The organism is Xanthomonas sp. NCPPB 1754 (assembly GCF_041475725.2).
GTDB lineage: Bacteria > Pseudomonadota > Gammaproteobacteria > Xanthomonadales > Xanthomonadaceae > Xanthomonas > Xanthomonas euvesicatoria.
On the sequence record NZ_CM192982.1, the window covers coordinates 602,823 to 623,727 of the forward strand.

General features: G+C 66.5%; 14 protein-coding genes and 2 other RNA genes. 8 read left to right on the forward strand and 8 right to left on the reverse strand.

Going from position 1 to position 20,905, the window contains the following annotated elements; translation table 11 throughout:
* Positions 1-501 precede the first annotated feature (501 nt).
* Both ACCQ15_RS02675 and ACCQ15_RS02680 read left to right on the forward strand, forming a co-directional pair.
* Positions 502-1,431: a hypothetical protein gene (locus ACCQ15_RS02675; RefSeq protein WP_372381178.1), complete on the forward strand. Its 930-nt coding sequence runs from the start codon at positions 502-504 to the stop codon at positions 1,429-1,431.
* The gene (locus tag ACCQ15_RS02680) at positions 1,428-1,793 is read left to right on the forward strand and encodes a hypothetical protein (RefSeq protein ID WP_372184064.1); all 366 of its coding nucleotides are present in this window, start codon (positions 1,428-1,430) and stop codon (positions 1,791-1,793) included. The genes ACCQ15_RS02675 and ACCQ15_RS02680 overlap by 4 nt, the downstream gene beginning before the upstream one ends.
* A gap of 369 nt (positions 1,794-2,162) precedes the next feature.
* On the opposite strand, the gene accC is transcribed toward ACCQ15_RS02680, so the two are convergent.
* The 6 genes from accC to cutA form a co-directional block, all read right to left on the reverse strand.
* Entirely contained in the window at positions 2,163-3,530 is a 1,368-nt protein-coding gene (accC, locus tag ACCQ15_RS02685) for an acetyl-CoA carboxylase biotin carboxylase subunit (protein WP_008571860.1), read from the reverse strand.
* Positions 3,520-3,897, reverse strand: coding sequence for a four helix bundle protein (locus ACCQ15_RS02690; protein ID WP_235658053.1), 378 nt, complete (start codon positions 3,895-3,897; stop codon positions 3,520-3,522). Before ACCQ15_RS02690 ends, accC begins: the two co-directional genes overlap by 11 nt.
* Positions 3,898-3,974: 77 nt before the next feature.
* Complete coding sequence (gene accB / locus ACCQ15_RS02695; RefSeq protein WP_008571858.1) at positions 3,975-4,463, reverse strand: acetyl-CoA carboxylase biotin carboxyl carrier protein; 489 nt, start codon at positions 4,461-4,463, stop codon at positions 3,975-3,977.
* A gap of 96 nt (positions 4,464-4,559) precedes the next feature.
* Entirely contained in the window at positions 4,560-5,006 is a 447-nt protein-coding gene (gene aroQ / locus ACCQ15_RS02700; protein WP_003483185.1) for a type II 3-dehydroquinate dehydratase, read from the reverse strand.
* 845 nt (positions 5,007-5,851) lie between these two features.
* On the reverse strand, positions 5,852-8,170 hold the full coding sequence (locus ACCQ15_RS02705) for a protein-disulfide reductase DsbD family protein (protein WP_218502322.1): 2,319 nt from the start codon (positions 8,168-8,170) through the stop codon (positions 5,852-5,854).
* 5 nt (positions 8,171-8,175) lie between these two features.
* Entirely contained in the window at positions 8,176-8,508 is a 333-nt protein-coding gene (gene cutA, locus ACCQ15_RS02710) for a divalent-cation tolerance protein CutA (protein ID WP_008571855.1), read from the reverse strand.
* Positions 8,509-8,896: 388 nt separating this feature from the next.
* Here cutA and ACCQ15_RS02715 point away from each other — a divergent pair.
* Positions 8,897-8,971, forward strand: a non-coding RNA gene (locus tag ACCQ15_RS02715) — sX9 sRNA.
* 4 nt (positions 8,972-8,975) lie between these two features.
* Here ACCQ15_RS02715 and ACCQ15_RS02720 read toward each other — a convergent pair.
* Positions 8,976-10,766 carry an endonuclease gene (locus tag ACCQ15_RS02720; protein WP_372381179.1) on the reverse strand — a complete coding sequence of 597 codons (1,791 nt, stop codon included), beginning with the start codon at positions 10,764-10,766 and terminating at the stop codon, positions 8,976-8,978.
* 140 nt (positions 10,767-10,906) lie between these two features.
* Here ACCQ15_RS02720 and ACCQ15_RS02725 point away from each other — a divergent pair.
* The 3 genes from ACCQ15_RS02725 (at position 10,907) to groL (ending at position 13,237) form a co-directional block, all read left to right on the forward strand.
* Positions 10,907-10,976, forward strand: a non-coding RNA gene (locus ACCQ15_RS02725) — sX9 sRNA.
* Positions 10,977-11,173: 197 nt separating this feature from the next.
* Complete coding sequence (locus ACCQ15_RS02730; RefSeq protein ID WP_003483210.1) at positions 11,174-11,461, forward strand: co-chaperone GroES; 288 nt, start codon at positions 11,174-11,176, stop codon at positions 11,459-11,461.
* A 135-nt stretch (positions 11,462-11,596) separates the two neighbouring features.
* Positions 11,597-13,237, forward strand: a complete 1,641-nt coding sequence (gene groL, locus ACCQ15_RS02735) for a chaperonin GroEL (RefSeq protein WP_011346211.1) — start codon at positions 11,597-11,599, stop codon at positions 13,235-13,237.
* A 112-nt stretch (positions 13,238-13,349) separates the two neighbouring features.
* Here groL and xopX read toward each other — a convergent pair whose 3' ends face one another.
* On the reverse strand, positions 13,350-15,443 hold the full coding sequence (xopX, locus tag ACCQ15_RS02740; RefSeq protein WP_014089226.1) for a XopX family type III secretion system effector: 2,094 nt from the start codon (positions 15,441-15,443) through the stop codon (positions 13,350-13,352).
* A 502-nt stretch (positions 15,444-15,945) separates the two neighbouring features.
* Between xopX and ACCQ15_RS02745 the strand changes: the two genes are divergently transcribed.
* Complete coding sequence (locus ACCQ15_RS02745) at positions 15,946-18,759, forward strand: TonB-dependent receptor plug domain-containing protein (RefSeq protein ID WP_029818524.1); 2,814 nt, start codon at positions 15,946-15,948, stop codon at positions 18,757-18,759.
* Between the two features lie 496 nt (positions 18,760-19,255).
* Entirely contained in the window at positions 19,256-20,329 is a 1,074-nt protein-coding gene (locus ACCQ15_RS02750; protein ID WP_008572849.1) for a 3-deoxy-7-phosphoheptulonate synthase, read from the forward strand.
* Positions 20,330-20,905: the final 576 nt, after the last annotated feature.

Below are 20,905 nucleotides of genomic sequence, written 5' to 3' on the forward strand. Positions count from 1 at the left end.
GACAGCTGCGTGATGTGCTGCCGTGTTGCGTACCGCCGTGCAGCGCGATGTGTGCGGCACGCTGCGTCCACCGATGACGCAACAGCGCTGCAGCTGGGCATCGCAGCGTCGGCGAGTGATGTTGCCAGAGGACAGGCTCGCTCGAAGCGGCGCTCTCCAACATGCGCTGCTATCGGATGCCCAACCGGCGAAGATCGATGCCGCATCCGGCAATCGGCAACCGATCAACTCAACCGCAAGCCACACGCAGCTGAGCAACACCGACACCACACCAACACCCAACACGCAGCACGGCAGAGCAAGCACCACAGCGCAGCACACCGCACAACCGAACGCATGCAGCGCGCCACTCACGTGCAGTCCGTTCAGGCCGTGACGCATGTCGCCCCCTTCCCGCCACCTCCACTGGCAGCGTCTGCTTGGCGGCGGCTGTGCGCGTGGGTGGGTGCTAGACTCCGCGCCGTCGCTGCGGGTGGTTCCGCAGCAGGGTCGCCGCCATCCATGCCGCTTGCTCGTGCCCGCCATCTCTGGCTGCTGCTCGCTCCCGCTGCGCTTGCGGCGGCCGCGTGGTGGTATGTCCGCGCGCAACCGGTCGAGCGTGATGTTGACCGCGCAGCGCCGGTTGCTGCACAGGCGCCGCCGGTCAGCGCTGCCACACCGCAGCTGCACGCGGCGGCCGAGCACGGCGCCGCGTTGCAGCTGCCGCATCGCGATGCGGTGGAAGCGCAGCCGGATCTGTATCGCTACGCGCAGCAATTGCAGCAGCAGGTGCGTGCCGGCGACGCACAGGCCGGGTGGCGGTTGAGCCGTGTCTACGATTACTGCGCGCCCTATGCGGCCAGCCCGTCCGGCTATGCCGCCGATAGCGCATGGATCGCCGCGCAACGCACGCCGGGAGTGGCAGCGATGCATGCCGCACGCGAGCGCCTGGCGCAGCGTTGCGCCGGCTTCGCCCCCACCGACGGGCTGAGTCCGCGCATGGTTGCGCAGCAACGCCTGGCCGCGGCGCGCGCCGGCAGCCTGGCCGCCGAGGCCGCCATGCTGGCGTTGGGCGAACCGTTGCACGCATCGCCCGGCTACAAGCGCGCGCTGGTGCAACGCGTGCTGGCCTCGCGCGATCCCGAGGCCTATCTGGCCCTGGCCCCGGCGATGGGCGCGCGGGCCAGCGGCGATGACAGCCTGCAAGGCTATGTGGCCGGCGATCAGTTCGCCGAGCTGGCCTGGCAAGTGGCTGCGTGCCGGCTGGGGCTCGATTGCAGTGCCAGCAGCACCTTGGTCACCAGTTATTGCGCCAACGCGGGCATCTGCTCGCGCGACAGCGCACAGGATTTCGTGTCCTTCGTATTCGATGCCGCGGTGCCGCGGCAGGGAGCAGGCAGGGTGGATGAGATGGTCGATACATTGGTCTCCGATGCGGGAGCGCAGTCATGAATTACCGTCGGTTGGCGCACGGCGCCAAGTTCTGGTTATGGGTGGCGTTGTTCGTGGCGTATTCGGCGGCGGCAGTGAGCATCGTGATGATCGATACCGCCGATCACCGGTACCAGCCGCTGTCGGTCAAATCCACCAGCGTCACCGCCGACGAACAGCAGCGACGGCATGGCGCAAGCCAGGTCGCCGCGGTCTACCGCGCCGGCAGTGCCATGCCGTTTTCCACCTTGCCGGCCGGCTCCACCTTCCAGGTGGTGTGGCCGGACGGCTCCACCGAAACCATGACCGTGGTCGACCCGTCATCGGCCAGCGGCATCGTGCCGGTGCCCGGCAGCCAGCAGGCGCCTGCGCCGCGGCGGTGAGGGGTGCGGCGCGTTACATATCGACACGGCCGCAGCCGCTGCGTCTCCGGTAGCGCAGGCGGCGAAGGCGGCTAGGTGCGGCTGCAGCTTCAGTCATTCTCATGTGTGCAGACGACCGAGGGTCTGCAGATCGGATCCGGCGCTGGCTTGCGCCATCCGGGCGTCGAACCCTCGGGCTCTGTAGGAGCGCACCCGGGCGCGACAGGGCTTTATCGGTAAGCCCGGTCGCGCCCAGGTGCGCTCCTACGCATAGACTGGCCGGCTACAGGGTTGGCGGCGCGACGCAGTGTCGGCGCGATGCACCGGGGAACAACGAAAAAGCCCGGTTTCCCGGGCTTTTTTGCTTCATCGATACCGCGGCAAGTGCGATCAGGTCAGCGCGATCGACTTGTTCTTGCGCTCGGCCAGACGCTTTTCCAGGTAGTGGATGTTCTGCCCACCGGCCTGGAAGCCCTTGTCGCGCATGATGCGCTGCTGCAGCGGGATGTTGGTCTTGATGCCGTCCACCACCATCTCGCTCAGCGCCACGCGCATGCGCGCAATCGCGGTTTCGCGATCGGGGCCATGCACGATCAGCTTGCCGATCATCGAGTCGTAGTTCGGCGGCACCTTGTAGCCGCTGTAGATGTGCGTATCCACACGCACGCCAGGGCCGCCTGGCGGATGGAAGGCGGTGATCAGGCCCGGGTTGGGCATGAAGGTTTCCGGATCCTCGGCGTTGATGCGGCATTCGATCGCATGCCCGCGCAGCACGATGTCGCTTTGCTTGATGCTCAGCTTGTGGCCGGCGGCGATGCGCAGCTGCTCGCACACCAGGTCGATGCCGGTGATGCGCTCGGTGACCGGATGCTCCACCTGGATACGCGTGTTCATTTCGATGAAGTAAAAACGCCCGTTCTCGAACAGGAATTCGAAGGTGCCCGCGCCGCGGTAGCCGATGCGGATGCAGGCGTCCACGCAGACCTTGCCGATCTCGTTGCGCAGTTCTTCGGTGATGCCCGGCGCCGGCGCTTCTTCCACCACCTTCTGGTGGCGACGCTGCATCGAGCAATCGCGTTCGCCCAGATGGATCGCACCGCCCTGGCCGTCGGCAAGCACTTGGATTTCCACGTGGCGCGGATTTTCCAGGAACTTCTCCATGTAGACCTGATCGTTGCTGAAGGCGGCCTTGGCTTCGGACTTGGTGGTTTCGATGGCAGCCTTCAGCGCAGCCTCCGAATGCACCACGCGCATGCCGCGTCCGCCGCCGCCGCCGGCCGCCTTGATGATCACCGGGTAGCCGATTTCGCGCGCGACCTTGGTGTTGGCGACGATGTCATCGCCCAGCGGGCCACCCGAGCCGGGCACGCACGGTACGCCGGCGGCCTTCATGGCGCGGATCGCTTCCACCTTGTCGCCCATCAGGCGAATGGTGTCGGCCTTGGGGCCGATGAAGATGAAGCCGGATTGCTCCACGCGCTCGGCGAAATCGGCGTTTTCCGACAGGAAACCGTAGCCGGGGTGGATGGCCTGCGCATCGGTGACCTCGGCCGCGGCGATCAATGCCGGAATGTTGAGGTAACTGTCGCTGGAGGCGGCCGGGCCGATACACACCGACTCATCGGCCATGGCCACGTGCTTGAGGTTACGGTCGACCGTGGAATGCACCGCGACCGTGCGGATGCCGAGCGTGTGGCACGCGCGCAGGATGCGCAGCGCGATTTCACCTCGGTTGGCGATGACGACTTTATCGAGCATGGGATTGGGGATTCGGGATTGGGGATTCGTAAAAGGCGCTGGGTTCGCGGAGATGTCGCGACTTGTCCAACGAGCGGATCAATGCGTTGAGCTTGGCAAACGTGCGATTCAGCAAGTCGGCAATTGCCGCATCGGGCGATGCGAACTGCAGTCGTGTTGCGATCTGCAGCTGCGTGTCCAGCTCCGCCAACGAGCCACGCGCCATCGAGAGATAGCGCAGGTACTCGGCCGTGGAGCGATGTGCAGCTCCTTCGGCAATGTTGGATGGAATGCTGATCGCGGCGCGGCGCATCTGTGCCGTCAGCCCAAAGCGTTCGGAATCAGGAAAGTCGTGGCTCAGGCGATAGATCGCTTCGACGAGCGACATCGCGTCGCGCCACACCGTCAGGCGCTCGTGTGGTCGCTCTTGCGAATCCCGAATCACGATTCCCGAATCCCGGCGCTTCAGCCAATCACAAACAACGGCTGGTCGAATTCCACCGGCTGGCCGGTTTCGCCGAGGATGGCGACGATGGTGCCGGAGGCGTCGGCTTCGATGGGGTTGAACATCTTCATTGCCTCGATGATCGCCAGGGTATCGCCGACCTTGACCTGCTGACCGACGGTGACGAACGCCGGCTTGTCCGGCGAGGGCGAGGTGTAGAACGTGCCGACCATCGGGGCGCGCAGCACGTGGCCTTCCGGCAGTGCGGCGGCCTGCTTGGCGCCGCCGGTGGAGGCTTCGGTGGGCGATTGCATCGGCATGGTGGCCGCGGCGGCCGGCGCCTGGACGGGGGCCGGCGCGTACTGCTGCTGCACCGGGGCGCTCAGCATGGCCGCGCCCTTGGGTACGCGTGCCAGGCGCACGCTTTCTTCGCCTTCCTTGATCTCGATTTCGGCGAGATTGGATTCTTCGAGCAGGTCGATCAGTTTCTTGATTTTGCGGAGATCCATAAGGGCCTCTGGAAGTGAAACGGTGGGGAGTGCCGGCGGATGCCGGCGGAATGGGATCAGGACGCCGGCGCGCTGGCCGAGGTCATGCGGCAGGGGTCATGCGTCGCGCTCCAGGCGCGCGATCACCGCTTCCAGCGCCAGCCGGTAGCTGTCGGCGCCGAAGCCGCAGATCACCCCGTCGGCCTTGTCGCTGAGATAGCTGTGGTGCCGGAACGGCTCGCGCGCGTGCGGGTTGGACAGATGAATTTCCACGAACGGCAGCCCCACGCCCAGCAGCGCATCGCGCAGCGCCACCGAGGTATGGGTGAAGGCGGCCGGGTTGATCAGGATGTAGGCGGTGCCGTCCTCGCGCGCGGCGTGGATGCGCTCCACCAGCACGTGCTCGGCATTGGACTGCAGGCAGTGCAGCACGTGCCCGGCCGCCTGCGCGCGGTCCACCAGGGCCGCGTCGATCTGCGCCAGCGTGGTACGCCCGTAGACCTCCGGCTCGCGGGTGCCGAGCAGGTTGAGGTTGGGGCCATGCAACAGCAGCAGATGGGCCATGGGATCCGGAAGAGCGGAAAGGCCGGAAGTCTGCGCGATGTCGCCGATGCTGTCCAGTTCGACGAACTTAGGTCTGTTTAAAACGATTGTTTTAAATTTCGAATGGTTTGGGCGGTGGCTAATGGCGGCGGGCAATGGCGTGTCGGAGGTCATCGTGCCGGCCTTGAATCGCCCGGACCGCTGCGAGCGGAACCGGCAGCCGGCCGTGCGCATCCGGAGCGCAGCGTTTGCGCCTGACGCGATGGAGACAGCCGTCCCGGCCGGTTACGCGGCAACAACTGCTGGCGGCATCCTCTCCTGTCGGGCGTCGGAATGTTGTGCCGGCGGCAGCAATTCGGTGAGTGCCCGGCTTGTTCATGGCAAGCGCGCAGGAGGTGAGTTGCAGCAGGGCCGCGATCTGCGTTTTGCGCGCAGATGCAGGCTCCCAACAACGTGGCGTCGGGCCGGACCGGCCGGCGTGCCAGATGAAGGGCGACCAGCGCGATCGACCCCCTCTGCTGCCTCGCTTCCCGCAGCTTCCCGCAGCTTCCCGCCGTGCAGGCCGCGGCCACGGTCGCCTGCTGCGCATCGCATGCATCAAGCGTTGGAGGTGCCAGGGGCACCGAACAGGCGAGGCCGCGCGCAGCCTGACGCCACCTATGCGCATGCCAACATCGGCCGGTCAGGTCTGCAGGGCGCCGGCAGCGCGGGGCGTGCAGACCCCGGCCAGGAGGGGCCGAACCCGTGCTTGGACCTGTCGCAACACGCCTGTGGCGCGGGTGTCGGCCTACACGGTTCGCAAAATCTTCGGCCTGGCCGCGCCAACAGATGGCCGCCCAGACCACCGGCCGCAGCGAAGGCGCGCCTTACCGCGCAGCGCGCAGCAAGGCGTCTTCGGTAATCGCGCCGGTCAGCACGGTCGGCAGGATCGCCGGTGGGGCGCCGGGGCCGTAGACCACGTACAGCGGCACGCCGACGGCCTGGTGCTGGTCCAGGAAGGTGCTGATGGCGGGGTCGACATTGGTCCAGTCGCCCTTCATGTAGACCGCATCGACGCGGCGCAACGCGTCGCGGAATTCGGCGCTGCTCAGCACGTTCTTTTCGTTGGCCTTGCAGGTCACGCACCAATCGGCGGTCATGTTGACGAAGACCACGCGGTTGTCGGCACGCAGGCGGTCCAGCAACTGCGGCGAGAACGCCACCACGCCCTCGGCCGCGGTGGCCGCCGGCAGGCTCAGGCGCGTGACCGCGACCACCGGCACCAGGGCCAGCACCAGCATCGTCGTGGCCAGGCCCATGCCCAGGCGGTGGCTCTTCCAGCGGCTGCGCTCGAAGCACCACAGCCCCAGGGCCAGCAGGGTGGCGCCCACCAGCATCAAGGCCAGCGCATCCACGCCGCGCTGCTTGCCCAAGACCCACAGCAGCCAGATCGCGGTGAGATACATGGGGAACGCCAGCACCTGCTTGAGCGTTTCCATCCACGCTCCGGGGGTGGGCAGGCGCCGCGCCAGCGAAGGCACGAAGCCGATCAGCAGGAACGGCAGCGCCAGGCCCAGGCCCAGCACCAGGAATACCAGCATCGCCAGCAGTGCGGGCGCGGTGAAGGCGTAGGCCAGTGCCGTGCCCATGAACGGCGCGATGCAGGGGCTGGCGACCACGCAGGCCAGCACGCCGGTGAAGAAGTCGCCCAGCGGCCCGTTGCGCGCGGCCAGCGACTGGCCGATGCCGCCCAGGTTGGTGCCCAAGGTGAACACGCCCGACAGGCTCAGCCCCACCGCGAACATCAGATACGCCAGCGCCGCGACGAACCACGGCTGCTGCAGCTGGAAGCCCCAGCCGGCGGCCTGCCCGGCGGCGCGCAAGCCGATCACCAGCCCACCGATGGCGGCAAAGGACACCAGCACGCCCAGCGAGTACCAGATCGCATGGCGACGCGCGTGGCTGCGGCTCTCGCCGCTATGGGCCAGGCCCAGCACCTTCAGCGACAGGATCGGCAGCACGCAGGGCATCAGGTTCAGCACCAACCCGCCAAGCAGAGCCAGCACCAGCATGCCCAGCAGGCCCTTGTCGGCATGCGGCGGCGGCGTGCGCTCCGGGTTGCCGGCCGAGGCATCGGCGACCGGGACGGCCGTGCTGGCGGCCGGCGCCGGCTCGACCGGTGCCTGACCGGCGGCCAGCGGCGAAATCATCAACGGCGCGGCCTGCGCCTGGTTCTGCGGCGACACGGTGCCGGCCGGTACATCCAGGGCGACGCGGCGGGTCATCGGCGGATAGCAGATCCCGTCGGTCTGGCAGCCCTGGAAGGTGGCCACCAGGGTCACGTGGGCCGGGTCAGGGTGGTCGCGCAGCAGCGGCAAGGTCACTTCGGCCTGGTCGAAATACACCACCACATCGCCGAAGTGTTCGTCGCGGTGGGCCTTGCCTTGCGGCCAGCGCGGCAGCCCGGTGCGCACGCCGCTGGCGCCTTCCAGGGCCAGCGAGGTGCGGTCGCGGTAGATGTAATAGCCTGGCGCCGGGGTGAAGCGCAGCAGCAGGCTGTTGCCGTCGCCGACGATGGCTTCGAAATTGAACGCCTGCTCGGCCGGCAGCGGCAGCGCGTCCACCCCGGCGGTCTGGCCGGAGGCGCCGAACAGGCGCGGGCCGGCGGCGTTGCGTGGCACCAGCGCGCCCAGGTTTTCGCGTGGCGCAGCGGTGGCCCGCGCCCCGGTGGCATCGGCCGCGGGCAGGTCGAGGCGGATTTCGCGCCGCTGCGGCGGATAGCACACGCCGGCATCGGCGCAGCCCTGGTACTGCACCTGCAGGACGGCGGTCTGCACTGCCGGGTCGGCCTTGCCGGCCAGGGTGGCCTGCAGTTGCTTGCGGTAGGTCTGCACCTGGCCGAAGAACTCGTCGTGCTTGCTCTCGCCTTCCGGCAGCGCCAGTTCGCCCGCGGCAAACCCCTTTCCGGCCTTGACGCTGATGCGGTGGCGATACAGGTAGTAGCCCGGTGCGATCTTCCAGTGCAGCGCGATGCGGTCGCGGCTGTCGGCGGTGGCGCTCAGCGCGAAGGCCTGGTCCACCGGCAGCAGGTCGGCTTCGGTTACGGCGGCCTGCGCGGGGGCGGGCGCCAGTACCGCCAGCGGCGCGGCGAGCAAGGGGGCGGCCAAGAGCGCGCAGCGGGCGATCCAGCGGGACAGAGACTTCATGGACGTCAGAATTCCTTGCGGGTTTCGGCCCGGACCCAATCGAGATATGCCGGCAGCCCGGCGCTGGCTTGGACAGCGACCGCCTCCGGCAGTTCATACGGATGCAAGGCCTGCAGCCGCGCGATGGCGTCGGGCAGGCAGTCGTCCCAGGTCTTGATCAGCAACTGCACCTCGGTGCTGCGCTCGATCGCGCCCTTCCAGCGGTACAGCGATTGCACGCCGGGCAATAGGGTGACGCAGGCGGCCAGCCGTTCGTCGAGCAAGGCCTGCGCAATGCGCTCGGCGCTGTCGGTATCCGGGCAGGTGCTCACTAACAAATGGAGGGAAGGTGCGCTCATTGGACCCGGCAGTGTAATCCCCTGTTTGCGGGGGATCGACCGCCGATTCCGGAAAACAAGACGTTAACTTCGTGGCCCCGGTGAGATGGCGTGCTCAAGCGATCCTGCGGTCAGCACGCGGCGCCTTGGATGGTTCCGTGTTCGCTTGCGCCCTGCCGTGCACGGCAGGGCGGCTACCCGGGTTCGGTCAATGGGGGATCAATGCCGTGGCGCCTGCCGGCAACGCATGCCGTCTGTACAGACGGCATGCGTCACCGGTTGGGGGGCAAGGCGCCCGGCGCGATCTGCTCCGGGCCCCGCGCCTCACCCGCCCGGCCGGTGCAGCCCAGGCCAACAGGCAACACGGTTGCGCTTGCCGCCAGGCGGGTGCGGCGGGCCCGGAATCGGCATGTAACACGCGTACAGTGCGGTTCCGAGCGTGCCGTTCACCCCGCCTGGCGACTGCGCGCGACGGGTGTGAGCCGGTCTTAGTTGGCCAGCTGGCAACTGGCCGGCTTGGCCGAGTCGAACAGGCTGGCGGTGGCCCATTCGGGGTGATCCACGAACGGGTTGCGGTTGCCCTGGAAGCTGAAGATCACCTCGTTGCGGGCGCGCTCGGCATCGTCCGGCGGGTCGGCCTGATGCCAGGCCAGCAGGGTGGAGAGCAGGCCCATGTAGGCCGGCGAGGCCGCGGTCTGCACGATCTTGCTGCGGTCGTCGGTCAGCTCCAGGTCCGGCTCGGATTGTCCGGTGGCCGCATCCAGCCCGCCTTCATAGCGGATGGCCATGTACATCACCGCGCGCGCCATGTCGCCCTTGCGCCGGCCCCACACCTCGAAGGTGCCGCTGTTGCCGTCGGGCGTGCGGACCCAGTTGGAATTGCCCGGGTATCGTCCGCTGCCGCCGCCACTGCCGTCGTTGACCTCGGTCACCCGCTCGCCGCAGCTGCTGGTGCAGGTGGCATAGGGCTTGTTGCCGCGGTCTGCGTTGAAGCTGGTGTCGGTCAGGTACAGCATGTGGGTGTCGGTATAGGGCGCGTACGGCAGGCCGCGGTCGCCGGTGGCGCTGCCAAAGCCCAGCGAGTTGGGCCAGGTGTGCTCGCGGTTGTAGGTGAGCCCGCTGCCGGTGCCGGCGCGGTCGCTGACCTTGGCGTAGCTGCGGTTGCGGTAGGCGTCCAAAATGCGGCCGCTGTTGTTGGGATCCTCGTCGGCCATTTCCAGGATGGTCCAGGTGCTGGTGCCGCTGCCGCTGTACGGGTAGACCGTGTGCCCCTTGATGGTGGCGTGCAACGAGCAGCGCAGCTGGCTGGCGCTGGCGGTATTGACCCGCGCGTAGTACCCGGTACCGCCGCCGCTGGCGGTGGCCACGGTGAAGGCGATGGACTGGTTGGCGGCCGGGCTCAGGCCGCTGGCATCGCGGATGGCGCTGGCGGTGATGGCCAGCGTGCAGCGCTCGCCGCCGACCAGGGCGGTGTTGGTGGACAGGGTGAAGCGGGTGCCGCTGGTCGGGTACGTCAGCGCCACGTTGCCGGAGCTGGCGCAGCTCAGCGCAAACGCACCGCTGCCCAGCGTCACCGCTTCGCTGAAACCCACGGCCAGATCGCCGGCAGCCGGAAAGCCGGTGGCGCCTTGCGTTGGTGTGGTGCTGCTGATGGTGGGAGCACCGGTACTTCCACCGCCGTCGCTGCCGGTGAAGGTCTGGCCGCGGTTGCAGGCGCCGAAGGTCTGTGCCGCCGAGCCGGCCCAGCTGAAGTTGGCCGCGCTGCTGCCGGTACCGGTCAATTGCAGCGAACTGCCGACCGCGGTGCTGTTGCTCTCGCTCACCGGCAGGTTCTGGCTGGTCACGCCGGCCGCCGGGCCGCCGCTGCCGGTGATGGCGCCTTCATAACTGAGGAACTGCACCAGCTGCCCGTTGGGGTCGACCAGCGCCACGCCGTCGTTGGGGCCGTTCTGCACGCCGTTGCTGGCATAGCTCACCGTGGCCATACGCACCTGGCTGCCGCAGCTGACCACCGTGCCGGCCGGCACCGCCGTATTGGCGTACACCACTGCCGCACTGGGGCTGTTGCCGTTGTACAGGTAGATGCGGTAACCGCTCAGCGATTCGCCAGCAGTGGCCACCACTTCCACACCCTCGCCGCTGTCGCCGGAGGCGCCCGCGTCGTCGTAGTGCAGTTCGTTGATGAAGACCGCCGCATTGGCGGAGGTGGCACCGAGCGCGAACGCGCAGGCCAGGGGAAGGGTGCAACGCAGGGACACGAAACGGGACGGCAACCTCATCGACAGCTCCTTGTGATCGGGGAATGCGTTCCCGACTGTAAGGCGCGCGCATGACAGGCGATGGAACCTGGTTCCATTTCTAGAGCATTGGACCAGACCGCTATACGCCTGCCAGGTGGGCGCGCCCGGTGCCCGTGGGCATGCACTCCATTCCGGTTCCTCCGCGATGTCCGCGCCCACCTGACAACCGCTCGCTCCGTTTTGTCGGCCGCCCCGGTGGTTCGGAGAGAAGCGGTCGGCGAAAAATTTTTGCCGCCAGCCCTTGAAAGCCGCCCGCGCAGCACAATCTCTGGCCCGCACCCGCTTGTCGGGTTTTTTCCGCGCGCTGTGCTGGCAGTCGTCATGTGCGAGTGCTAACATCGCCGATAATTTCCAGGCCAATCAAACACTTAAGAGGTCTTCTCTCTATGAGCATCAAGCCGCTTCACGACCGCGTTGTAGTCAAGCCGATCGAAGCCGACGAAGTCTCCGCCGGCGGCATCGTGATTCCGGACTCCGCCAAGGAAAAGTCCACCAAGGGTGAAGTCGTCGCGATCGGCGCCGGCAAGCCGCTGGACAACGGCAGCCTGCGCGCGCCGGTGGTCAAGGTTGGCGACAAGGTCATCTACGGCCAGTACGCCGGCAGCAGCTACAAGTCCGAAGGCGTCGAGTACAAGGTGCTGCGCGAAGACGACATCCTGGCCGTCATCGGCTGATAGCCGTTGCCGGCGGGATTCGGGAGTCGAGATTCGGGATTGGTCACCGCGGCTTGCCGCACCAATCCGCCTCTCCTCCGGATCCCGCTCTAGCCAATCCCCAATCCCCAATCTCAAATCCCGGAGTAACAACCAATGGCTGCTAAAGACATTCGTTTCGGTGAAGACGCACGTACCCGCATGGTTCGTGGCGTCAACGTGCTTGCCAATGCCGTGAAGGCCACCCTGGGCCCGAAGGGCCGCAACGTCGTGCTCGAGAAGAGCTTCGGCGCGCCGACCATCACCAAGGACGGCGTTTCCGTCGCCAAGGAAATCGAACTGGCTGACAAGTTCGAGAACATGGGCGCGCAGATGGTCAAGGAAGTCGCTTCCAAGACCAACGACAACGCCGGCGACGGCACCACCACCGCCACCGTGCTGGCCCAGGCCCTGATCCGCGAAGGCGCCAAGGCCGTGGCCGCCGGCATGAACCCGATGGACCTCAAGCGTGGTATCGACCAGGCCGTCAAGGCTGCGGTCGTCGAGCTGAAGAACATCTCCAAGCCCACCACCGACGACAAGGCGATTGCCCAGGTCGGCACCATTTCGGCCAACTCGGACGAGTCGATCGGCAACATCATTGCCGAAGCGATGAAGAAGGTCGGCAAGGAAGGCGTGATCACCGTTGAAGAAGGCTCGGGCCTGGAAAACGAGCTGGACGTGGTCGAGGGCATGCAGTTCGACCGCGGCTACCTCTCTCCGTACTTCATCAACAACCAGCAGAGCCAGTCGGCCGACCTGGACGACCCGTTCATCCTGCTGCACGACAAGAAGATCTCCAACGTGCGTGACCTGCTGCCCGTGCTGGAAGGCGTGGCCAAGGCCGGCAAGCCGCTGCTGATCGTCGCCGAAGAAGTCGAAGGCGAAGCGCTGGCGACCCTGGTGGTCAACACCATCCGCGGCATCGTCAAGGTCGTGGCCGTCAAGGCACCGGGCTTCGGCGACCGTCGCAAGGCGATGCTGGAAGACATGGCCGTGCTGACCGGCGGTACCGTGATCTCCGAGGAAGTGGGCCTGGCGCTGGAGAAGGCGACCATCAAGGACCTGGGCCGCGCCAAGAAGGTGCAGGTCTCCAAGGAAAACACCACCATCATCGACGGCGCCGGCGACACCGCGGCGATCGAATCGCGCGTGGGCCAGATCAAGACCCAGATCGAAGACACCTCGTCCGATTACGACCGTGAGAAGCTGCAGGAGCGCGTGGCCAAGCTGGCCGGTGGCGTTGCAGTGATCAAGGTCGGCGCCTCGACCGAAATCGAAATGAAGGAAAAGAAGGCACGCGTCGAAGACGCCCTGCACGCCACCCGTGCAGCCGTCGAAGAAGGCGTGGTCCCGGGCGGCGGCGTGGCCCTGGTGCGTGCGCTGGTGGCCGTGGGCGAGCTCAAGGGCGCTAACGAAGACCAGACCCACGGCATCCAGATCGCCCTGCGCGCCATGGAAGCCCCGCTGCGCGAGATCGTGGCCAATGCCGGCGAAGAGCCGTCCGTGATCCTGAACAAGGTCAAGGAAGGCAGCGGCAACTACGGCTACAACGCCGCCAATGGCGAGTTCGGCGACATGGTCGAATTCGGCATCCTGGACCCGACCAAGGTGACCCGTTCGGCACTGCAGAACGCCGCCTCGATCGCCGGCCTGATGATCACCACCGAAGCCATGGTGGCCGATGCGCCGAAGAAGGACGAGCCGGCGATGCCGGCCGGCGGCGGCATGGGCGGCATGGGCGGCATGGATTTCTGATCCACGCCACTTCGGCTGTTGCAGCAAAAAAACCCCGCCCAACGGCGGGGTTTTTTTATGCGCGTCACTTGCGTAGGCACGCGGCAGTTGCCGATGACCGGCGGCCGTACCGTCAGGACGAAGGCGCAGTGCTGGCTGCGGCCTGATCCGGCGACGGATGGGTGCGCGCAGGCGAGCGTTGCTCAGGCGATGCGCTGGCTGCGGCGAGCGCCTCCTCCTCGTTTGCCTCGGTGATCTCGGTGATGGTGACGCTGCTGGCGGGCCTGGTCTGCGCGCCGGCGTCCTCGATCCCCTGCAGGGCGCTATCGGCAACGGTCTGCGCGTACTCCTGCGCCTGTTCCGGCGACAGGCTTTGCACATATCTGGCGGTGTCCTGCACGTGCTGGATGAGTTCCTCGGGCGAGGACGGCATGCGGGTTGCGAGCGCGGTACCGTCGGGCCCCCTGAAGACACGCATGATCTGACCGCCGCCCCAGTTCATCGCCAGCTCTGCGCCACGCGCCATGGGGCCGGGCATGGTCATCGACATCAGCGACATGATCGCGCCGGCGTAGTAGGGCGATGAGGACGAGGCTTCGATCAGGCTCTTGTCTGCGAAGGTCTTGGACAATTTCTCCACGCCCAGGGCCAGCGCCATGACCAGGCTGCCGGAGCACATGGCCTTGAAGCGTTCCATGGCGTCCTGACGGGTCGCATGTGCGTTGACCGCCGATTGCATCATCACCGCCGTCACCACGACCGAGTCGGCCAACAGATCCACCGTGCCGATGCGATCGGGCTGGATCAGGTAGACCGTCAGCCCGGTCACTCCGGCTCCCAGCAATGCCAATGCCAACTTGGGGGCGATGTCGTGGTTGGTCACCTGGCGCGGGAGGGTGGCTGGCTGGTCCTGGTCCACTTGTAGCGCAGCGCTCAGTCGCTTGCTGCATCGGTCCAGGGTCTCCAGCAGGTGCGTGCACTGGGCATTGAGCGTGCGGGTGAGCTCGCGCCCTTGGCTTGGGTCGGTGAAGTCGCGACGTGCCTGTTGAAACGCTTCCCGGCCGTGCTCCAGAGCGGCGCAGATCTCGTTGAGTTGCGTGCGCAGTTGCGCGCTGACCTGGCCGGGCGTCAGGCGTGCACGCAACCGCTGCGCCTGGCTCTGAAAGCCGGCGTTTTCTGCAATGCCGGCGCCCAGATGCGACAGCTTGTGCTGCAGCCGGTTGCCAAGCACGTTGAGGCTGTTCCAAAGGAAGGGCGTCAGCACCATCGCCGCGCATGCCGTCGATGCGGCCGCGGCAAATCCCAGGTTGTTTTCCACTGCTTCGGCTTGGTGCCGCATGGAGGGGGTGCCGAATTTCTTGGGCAGTTCGGTGGTGAGAAACAATCCGTTGAGCAGAACGGAATAGAAGTGCATTTCGTTGGCGTCGCGCCCCAGCTGCCCGCCCATCAGCGGGAACGGAAGCCCGTCGGCGGTGGGGCGCAGTGCAGATGCCGAGAGCGTCATCACGCCCTTGGTTGCCGCGGCGATGGAATAGGCGAAGGTCTTGGCCTGGTTGCCCAGCAACGGACTGGGGACCATCAGTGGCCAGAGATTGACCAGGTTGGCCAGCGACTTGAGCGCCCGCCCGGTCGCAGGTGTGCCGTGCTCCAGCGGCTGCAGGGCGTCTTCCACGGCCTTGATGTCGCCGAGCAACTGCTGCCTGAAGCGTGCTTCCAGGCCGGTTGCCGCTTCGATGGCATCGCGCAGCTGCGTGATCTGTTGGCGGCACGCGGCCAGAGTGTGCGGGGCGCTCTGTTCCGGGTCGGTGTGACGCACCATCTGCAGGAATGCGGGATCGTCCGCATGGATCTGCAGCATGGTGCGCAGGTCCGCCAGCGACCAGAGATTGGACGCCCCCTTCGATACCGCAGCGTAAGCCTGCTGAACGCCGCTTGCCAATGCGGCGTTTGCGCGTGCGGCAAGTGTTGCGGCGGTGGACGGGCCGGAGGCGCGTTCGGGTGAGTCGGCCTGCGGTTCGGTGTCGTGCGAAGGCACCGGCGAAGCGCCGTGCTCGGAGTCGGCGCTGGATGCGCGCGAACGGCTGCGCGGAGTGAGCGCAGCCAGGCTGGGGTGGAGCGGGGTTTGCGTCGGCGATGTGGCGTCGGCGACGGGGGCATTGTCGGTATGGATGTCGTGCAATGGCGCCAGAGAAGAGGGGCCTGCGGTTTGCTGTTTCTTGATCTCCATGGTGGGTTTCCTTGATGAGGGGGAGCGGCCAGCGCGTACTGGCTGGCGCGCCTGCATCATTCGAACAAGCCTGCCCGGCCGGCCTAACGCGATGCGAACTACTGCGTTGCAGGAAGAACCAACCAGGCAGGACGATGGCAACTTGTGATCGCATGACCTGTTGCCAGCTGCGCAGGGTCGAGTGCGCTGGGAGCGCAATCATCGCAGTGAGGGCAGCCCCAGCCTGCCGGATAGTCGATCGCCGTCACACTCCGCGACCACCTGTTGACACCGATGTCATCGCAGCTTTAGCGTCGCTGGGCAGGCGTTTGCGCCGAGCGGTCGGGGGGCCATCGGACAAGGGGCAGCGGTGCACGCATCGCTGGCAGGCGTCGTTGCAGCGCATTGCCACGCCGGCCACGTCCGGCCTCTCCCGGGGGATCTTATGAACTGCCGCAGTCATCGCCTTGCCTTGTCGATTTCCGTCTCCCTTGCCGTGACTGCCGCGTACGCGCCGCCGCTCATGGCCCAGCAAACCGAACCCGATGCCACGCGCGCCACCTCCACGCTGGATGCGGTCAGCGTCACCGGCTCGCGCATCAAGCGCGCGCAGGTCGAAGGTGCGCAACCGGTGGTCACCATCAGCGCGCAGCAGATCCAGCAGGAAGGCTTCGCCACCGTCTACGACGTGCTCAACAGCATGAATCAGCAGGGCTCGGTGGAAGCCGATACGCAGTGGGGCTCGCATACGCCCAACGCCTCGCCGATCAATCTGCGCGACCTCGGGCCGGGACGGACGCTGTTGCTGGTCAACGGGCATCGCGTGGCCGATTACCCGCTGCCCTACGGCGGCGAGAGCAACTTCTCCAACTACAGCAATATTCCTTCCGCTGCGGTGGAGCGCATCGACATCCTCACCGGCGGTGCGTCGGCGATCTACGGCTCAGATGCGGTGGCCGGCGTGATCAACGTGATCCTCAAGCGCGACTATCAGGGCGACCAAGTGCGCCTGCGCGGCGGCACCGCCACCGAAGGTGGGCGCGACAGTTTCGACGTGTCCTGGGCCGGCGGGCGCACCGGCGAGAACTGGAGCCTGACCTACGCGCTGCAGGCCACCAAGCGCGACCCGTTGAGCGGGCGCGATCGCCCTGAAATGGACGATTCGGACGACATGTCCTATTCCAACTGGACCGGCCAGAACCGCCTGTACGGCTTCAATCCGTTCACCGGCTTGAGCCTGATCGACGCCAATACCAACGAGCGCCTGGCACCGCCGGCCGGCACCTGCGCGCGCTTTGGCGGTGAGTTCATCGACGGGCAGCGGCTGAGCTACAACCAGAACACCGGCGCGCTCACCAATGCCGGCGATTACTGCGGCGTTGCGCGCGATTACGGCGACTGGGGTCTGGTCACCGGCAGCGAGGATTATTCGGCATATCTCTACGGCACCTGGAAATTCGGCGAGCACACCGAGGCTTGGGCCACGCTGTCTGCCAACCGCAGCATCGGCCGCTGGACCTACGACCCGCCGTACGCGTACCTGGGCCCGTTCCAGGACGCGGCCACCGGGCGTTCGTTGAACCTGATCCGCCAGCTCACCCGGCGCGAAGCCGGCGGCTGGGACCGGCTTGCCAACTACAACAAGGAGCAGTCCTGGGATCTGAGTGCCGGCTTGCGCGGCGTCTGGGCCGACCGTTTCGATTGGGAATTGAGCGTGGGCCGCTCGCGTTACACCGTCGACGAATACATTCGCACCGTGGACACCGCGCGCGCCACCGACTACTTCCTCGGCAGCTCCCTCGGCACCGCCGCCGATGGCACGCCGATCCATGCGATCAACGAGGCGCGCCTGTACACGCCGCTGTCGTCGGACCAGTACGACGCGCTGGTCGCCAAGTCGCATAACTCGGCGTATTCGTGGGTGAATCAAGCCAGTTTCAGCGTGAGCGGCGATGTGGTGCAGGGCTGGGCCGGGCCGATCCGCTTCGCCACCGTGGCCGAAGTGGCAAAGCAAGGCTATCAACTCTCGCCCGACCCCTGCGCCAACGAGTGCTACCCGGTGGATGTGGTGGACAGCGGCGGTGGCGAACGCATGCGCAGTTCGGCCGGTCTGGAATTCCAGATTCCATTGCTCTCCACGTTGAGCGCGAATGTGGCCGGCCGTTACGACCGCTACGGCAATTACCGTTCTTCGGCCGCCATCCCCACCGATGTGGGCACGCAGAGCGACACCACCTGGAGCGCGGGCCTGGAATGGCGGCCGGTGGAAAGCCTGCTGGTGCGCAGCACCGTGGCCACCAGCTTCCGCGCACCCGACATGCATTACGTGCTTGGCGAACCCAGCTCCACCAACCAGACGGTGATCGATCAATACCGCTGCATTTCCTCGGGCGCGTATTTGACCGGCGGCTGCAACGACGAGAACAACAACATCTTCTACACGGTGGACGTCAATCGTCGCGGCACCCCGGATCTGCGCTCGGAAACCGGCCGCTCGTTCACCGGTGGCGTGGTGTGGGACATCGCCCAAGGGCTGTCGTTGAGCGTGGATTACTACCGCATCCAGCTGGAGGAAATGATCAAGGACCTGGACCGCGATGAGATCCTGTCGGCCGAAGCCGGCTGCCGTACCGGCACTACCATCAGCGGCGGCACGTGGAATAACCCCGGCGGCGCGGGCTATTGCGACACCATCACCTCGCGCGTGATGCGCAATGCCGACGGCACCATCGCCAGCATCGAGCGCGGCCCGATCAACCTGGCGCAGATGGAAACCTCCGGCATCGATGCGTCGCTGAAGTATCGCCTTGCCACCGCAGGCTGGGGCAACTTCCAGCTGTCGCTGGACTACAACAATCTGATCGCCTACCGCGAGCAGATCTACCGCACCGACAGCGACGAAAACCGCCGCGACGAACGCGTGCGCAGCCGCGTGCGTGGCAGCGTGCATTGGGACAACGGCGGCGCCTGGGACTGGACCGTGTATTTCCGCCGGATCGGCTCCATGCGCGCGGTCAACTGGGGCACCTGCGAACGCTTCGACGACGGCTATCAACCCAGCGCCTCCGATGCGTGCCTGGTGACCGACACCGCCAACGTGCATCTGGGCGAAACCAGCAAGCGTTACTTCGGCCGCGTGGGCCCGGCGATCTACTGGAACCTGAGCACCGGCTACAAGATCACCGACCACGCCAAGGTCAATTTCTACGTCAACAACGTCTTCAACGAAGTGGGCTACGACCACAAGGAACGCTTCTACGGGTACGGCTTCTACAACACCACGCTGTTCAACCCGATCGGCCGCGAAGTGGCGGCCGAATACGTGTTCACGTTCTGAGCGAGTGCGGCGGGCGTCTGGTGTCTGCACTGCTTCCGGCAGGGCCGCAGGACCTGGCGAGACGACCAGCTCGATCAGCGCGTCATCGATTGTTTGCATCGCGCCGATTGGCGGCAGCGCCATCGTCACCCGTTGGATTGGCGGCCGCCGCGGTAACCTGTGCCGACTTCACCGCTGCGGCCGCATGCATTTCAACGCGGGGGTGTGCCGGAGCCCGTGGAAGGGCGTTCGCGTCCACCTGTGCCCGGTCCGTTGCCGATGAAACAGTGGCAACGCGCAAAAGTGCGTGGTATCAATGCATCCCATGAACGCACCCCGCAGCCAGTTTTATTTTTGGTACTACGGTTTTCCGATGCCGCTGGCGGAGGAAGGATTGCGCTCACCCTGAAGGCAACTTCAGCAGCATTCCCGAAAAGCCGCCAGCGCACACCTGGCGGCTTTTTTGTTGCCGCCGCGCCTGGCTCCCCGATGCAACACCGCCCACCGAGACACTGTGATGCCGCCTGTAACCGATGACCTGCGTATCCGCAAGATCGAAGCCCTCGCACCGCCTGCGCAACTGCTGTCGCTGCTGCCCTGCGATGAGCGCGCCTCCGAAACCGTCACCAATGCGCGCGCCGCGCTGCACGACATCCTGCACGGGCGCGACGATCGCCTGGCCGTGGTGATCGGCCCCTGCTCGATCCACGACCCGGTCGCGGCGATGGAGTACGCACAGCGCCTGCGCCCGTTGCGCGACCAGTTCGGCGACGCGCTGGAGATCGTGATGCGGGTGTACTTCGAAAAGCCGCGCACCACCATCGGATGGAAGGGCCTGATCAACGATCCGGACCTGGACGGCAGCTTCCAGATCAACAAGGGTCTGCGCGTGGCGCGTGGCCTGCTGCGCGATATCAACAATCTCGGCCTGCCGGCCGGCGTGGAATTTCTCGACATCATTTCGCCGCAATACATCGCCGACCTGGTGGCCTGGGGCGCGATCGGCGCACGCACCACCGAGAGCCAGGTGCATCGCGAAATGGCATCCGGGCTGTCATGCCCGGTGGGCTTCAAGAACGGCACCGGCGGCGACGTCAAGATTGCGGTGGACGCGGTGGGCGCGGCCTCGCATCCGCATCATTTCCTGGCCGTGACCAAGGACGGACACACCGCCGTGGCAGCGACGGCGGGCAACCCGGATTGCCATGTGATCCTGCGCGGCGGCAAGCAGCCCAACTTCGATGCGGCCCATGTGGAAGCGGCCAGCCAGGTGCTCAACGCATCCGGCCTGCCTGCGCGCCTGATGATCGATGCCAGCCACGCCAACAGCAGCAAGAATCCCGAGAACCAGCCCAAGGTCGTCGAGGACATCGCCCATCAGCTGGAAAACGGCGAAACGCGCATCGTCGGCGTGATGGTGGAAAGCCACCTGGTCGGTGGGCGTCAGGACCTGTTGCCGGGGTGCGAACTGACCTACGGCCAGAGCATTACCGACGGCTGCATCGGCTGGGACAGTTCGGTGCAGGTGCTGGAACGCCTGGCGAGCGCAGTGCGCGCACGGCGCATGCGCCGGATTGCCGAGGCTGCGTGAGTGGCGACGCAGCAGCATCGGCAGGACACGTGCTGATGCTGCGTGGGGCATCGCCAACACGCAATGATTGCCAGGCAGCGCGTTGGCTGGTCTGCGGTGAGCGTGAGGCCTCGCGCGTCCCCTCATCCGGCGCTGGGGGTCATCTTCTCCCGATGGGAAAAGTGTCTTGCGGCTGGCACGCGCGTCGGTGCAGCGGGCGTCGGCAACTGCGCAGGCGATGAAGTGGATGCGCCGAACGCTCGTCCACGCCTCACCGAGGAGAGAAGGCACAGCTGGCGCGCCGATCTCGTGCAGGTGCAGCACGTTCAAGGTGACGCGCGGCGGTGCCATCGGCGACGACGCTCAGCGACGACCAATCGCTGCATCGATCGGCTTTGGCAGTGAGCGCAGGCGTCTGGCAGGCCGCTGCAGGCCAGGAACGTCGGGCCGGCGCAGGGAGCCGGCCCGACGGATTGGACACCACCCAGTGATGGCCCGTTTCGCTCAGTGACAGAAGGGGGAGAGAGCCTTCCTGGCACAGGAAGCGAGCGGGCAGGACCGTTATCCACCCGGCACGTGACCCTGCGATGTCGCTGC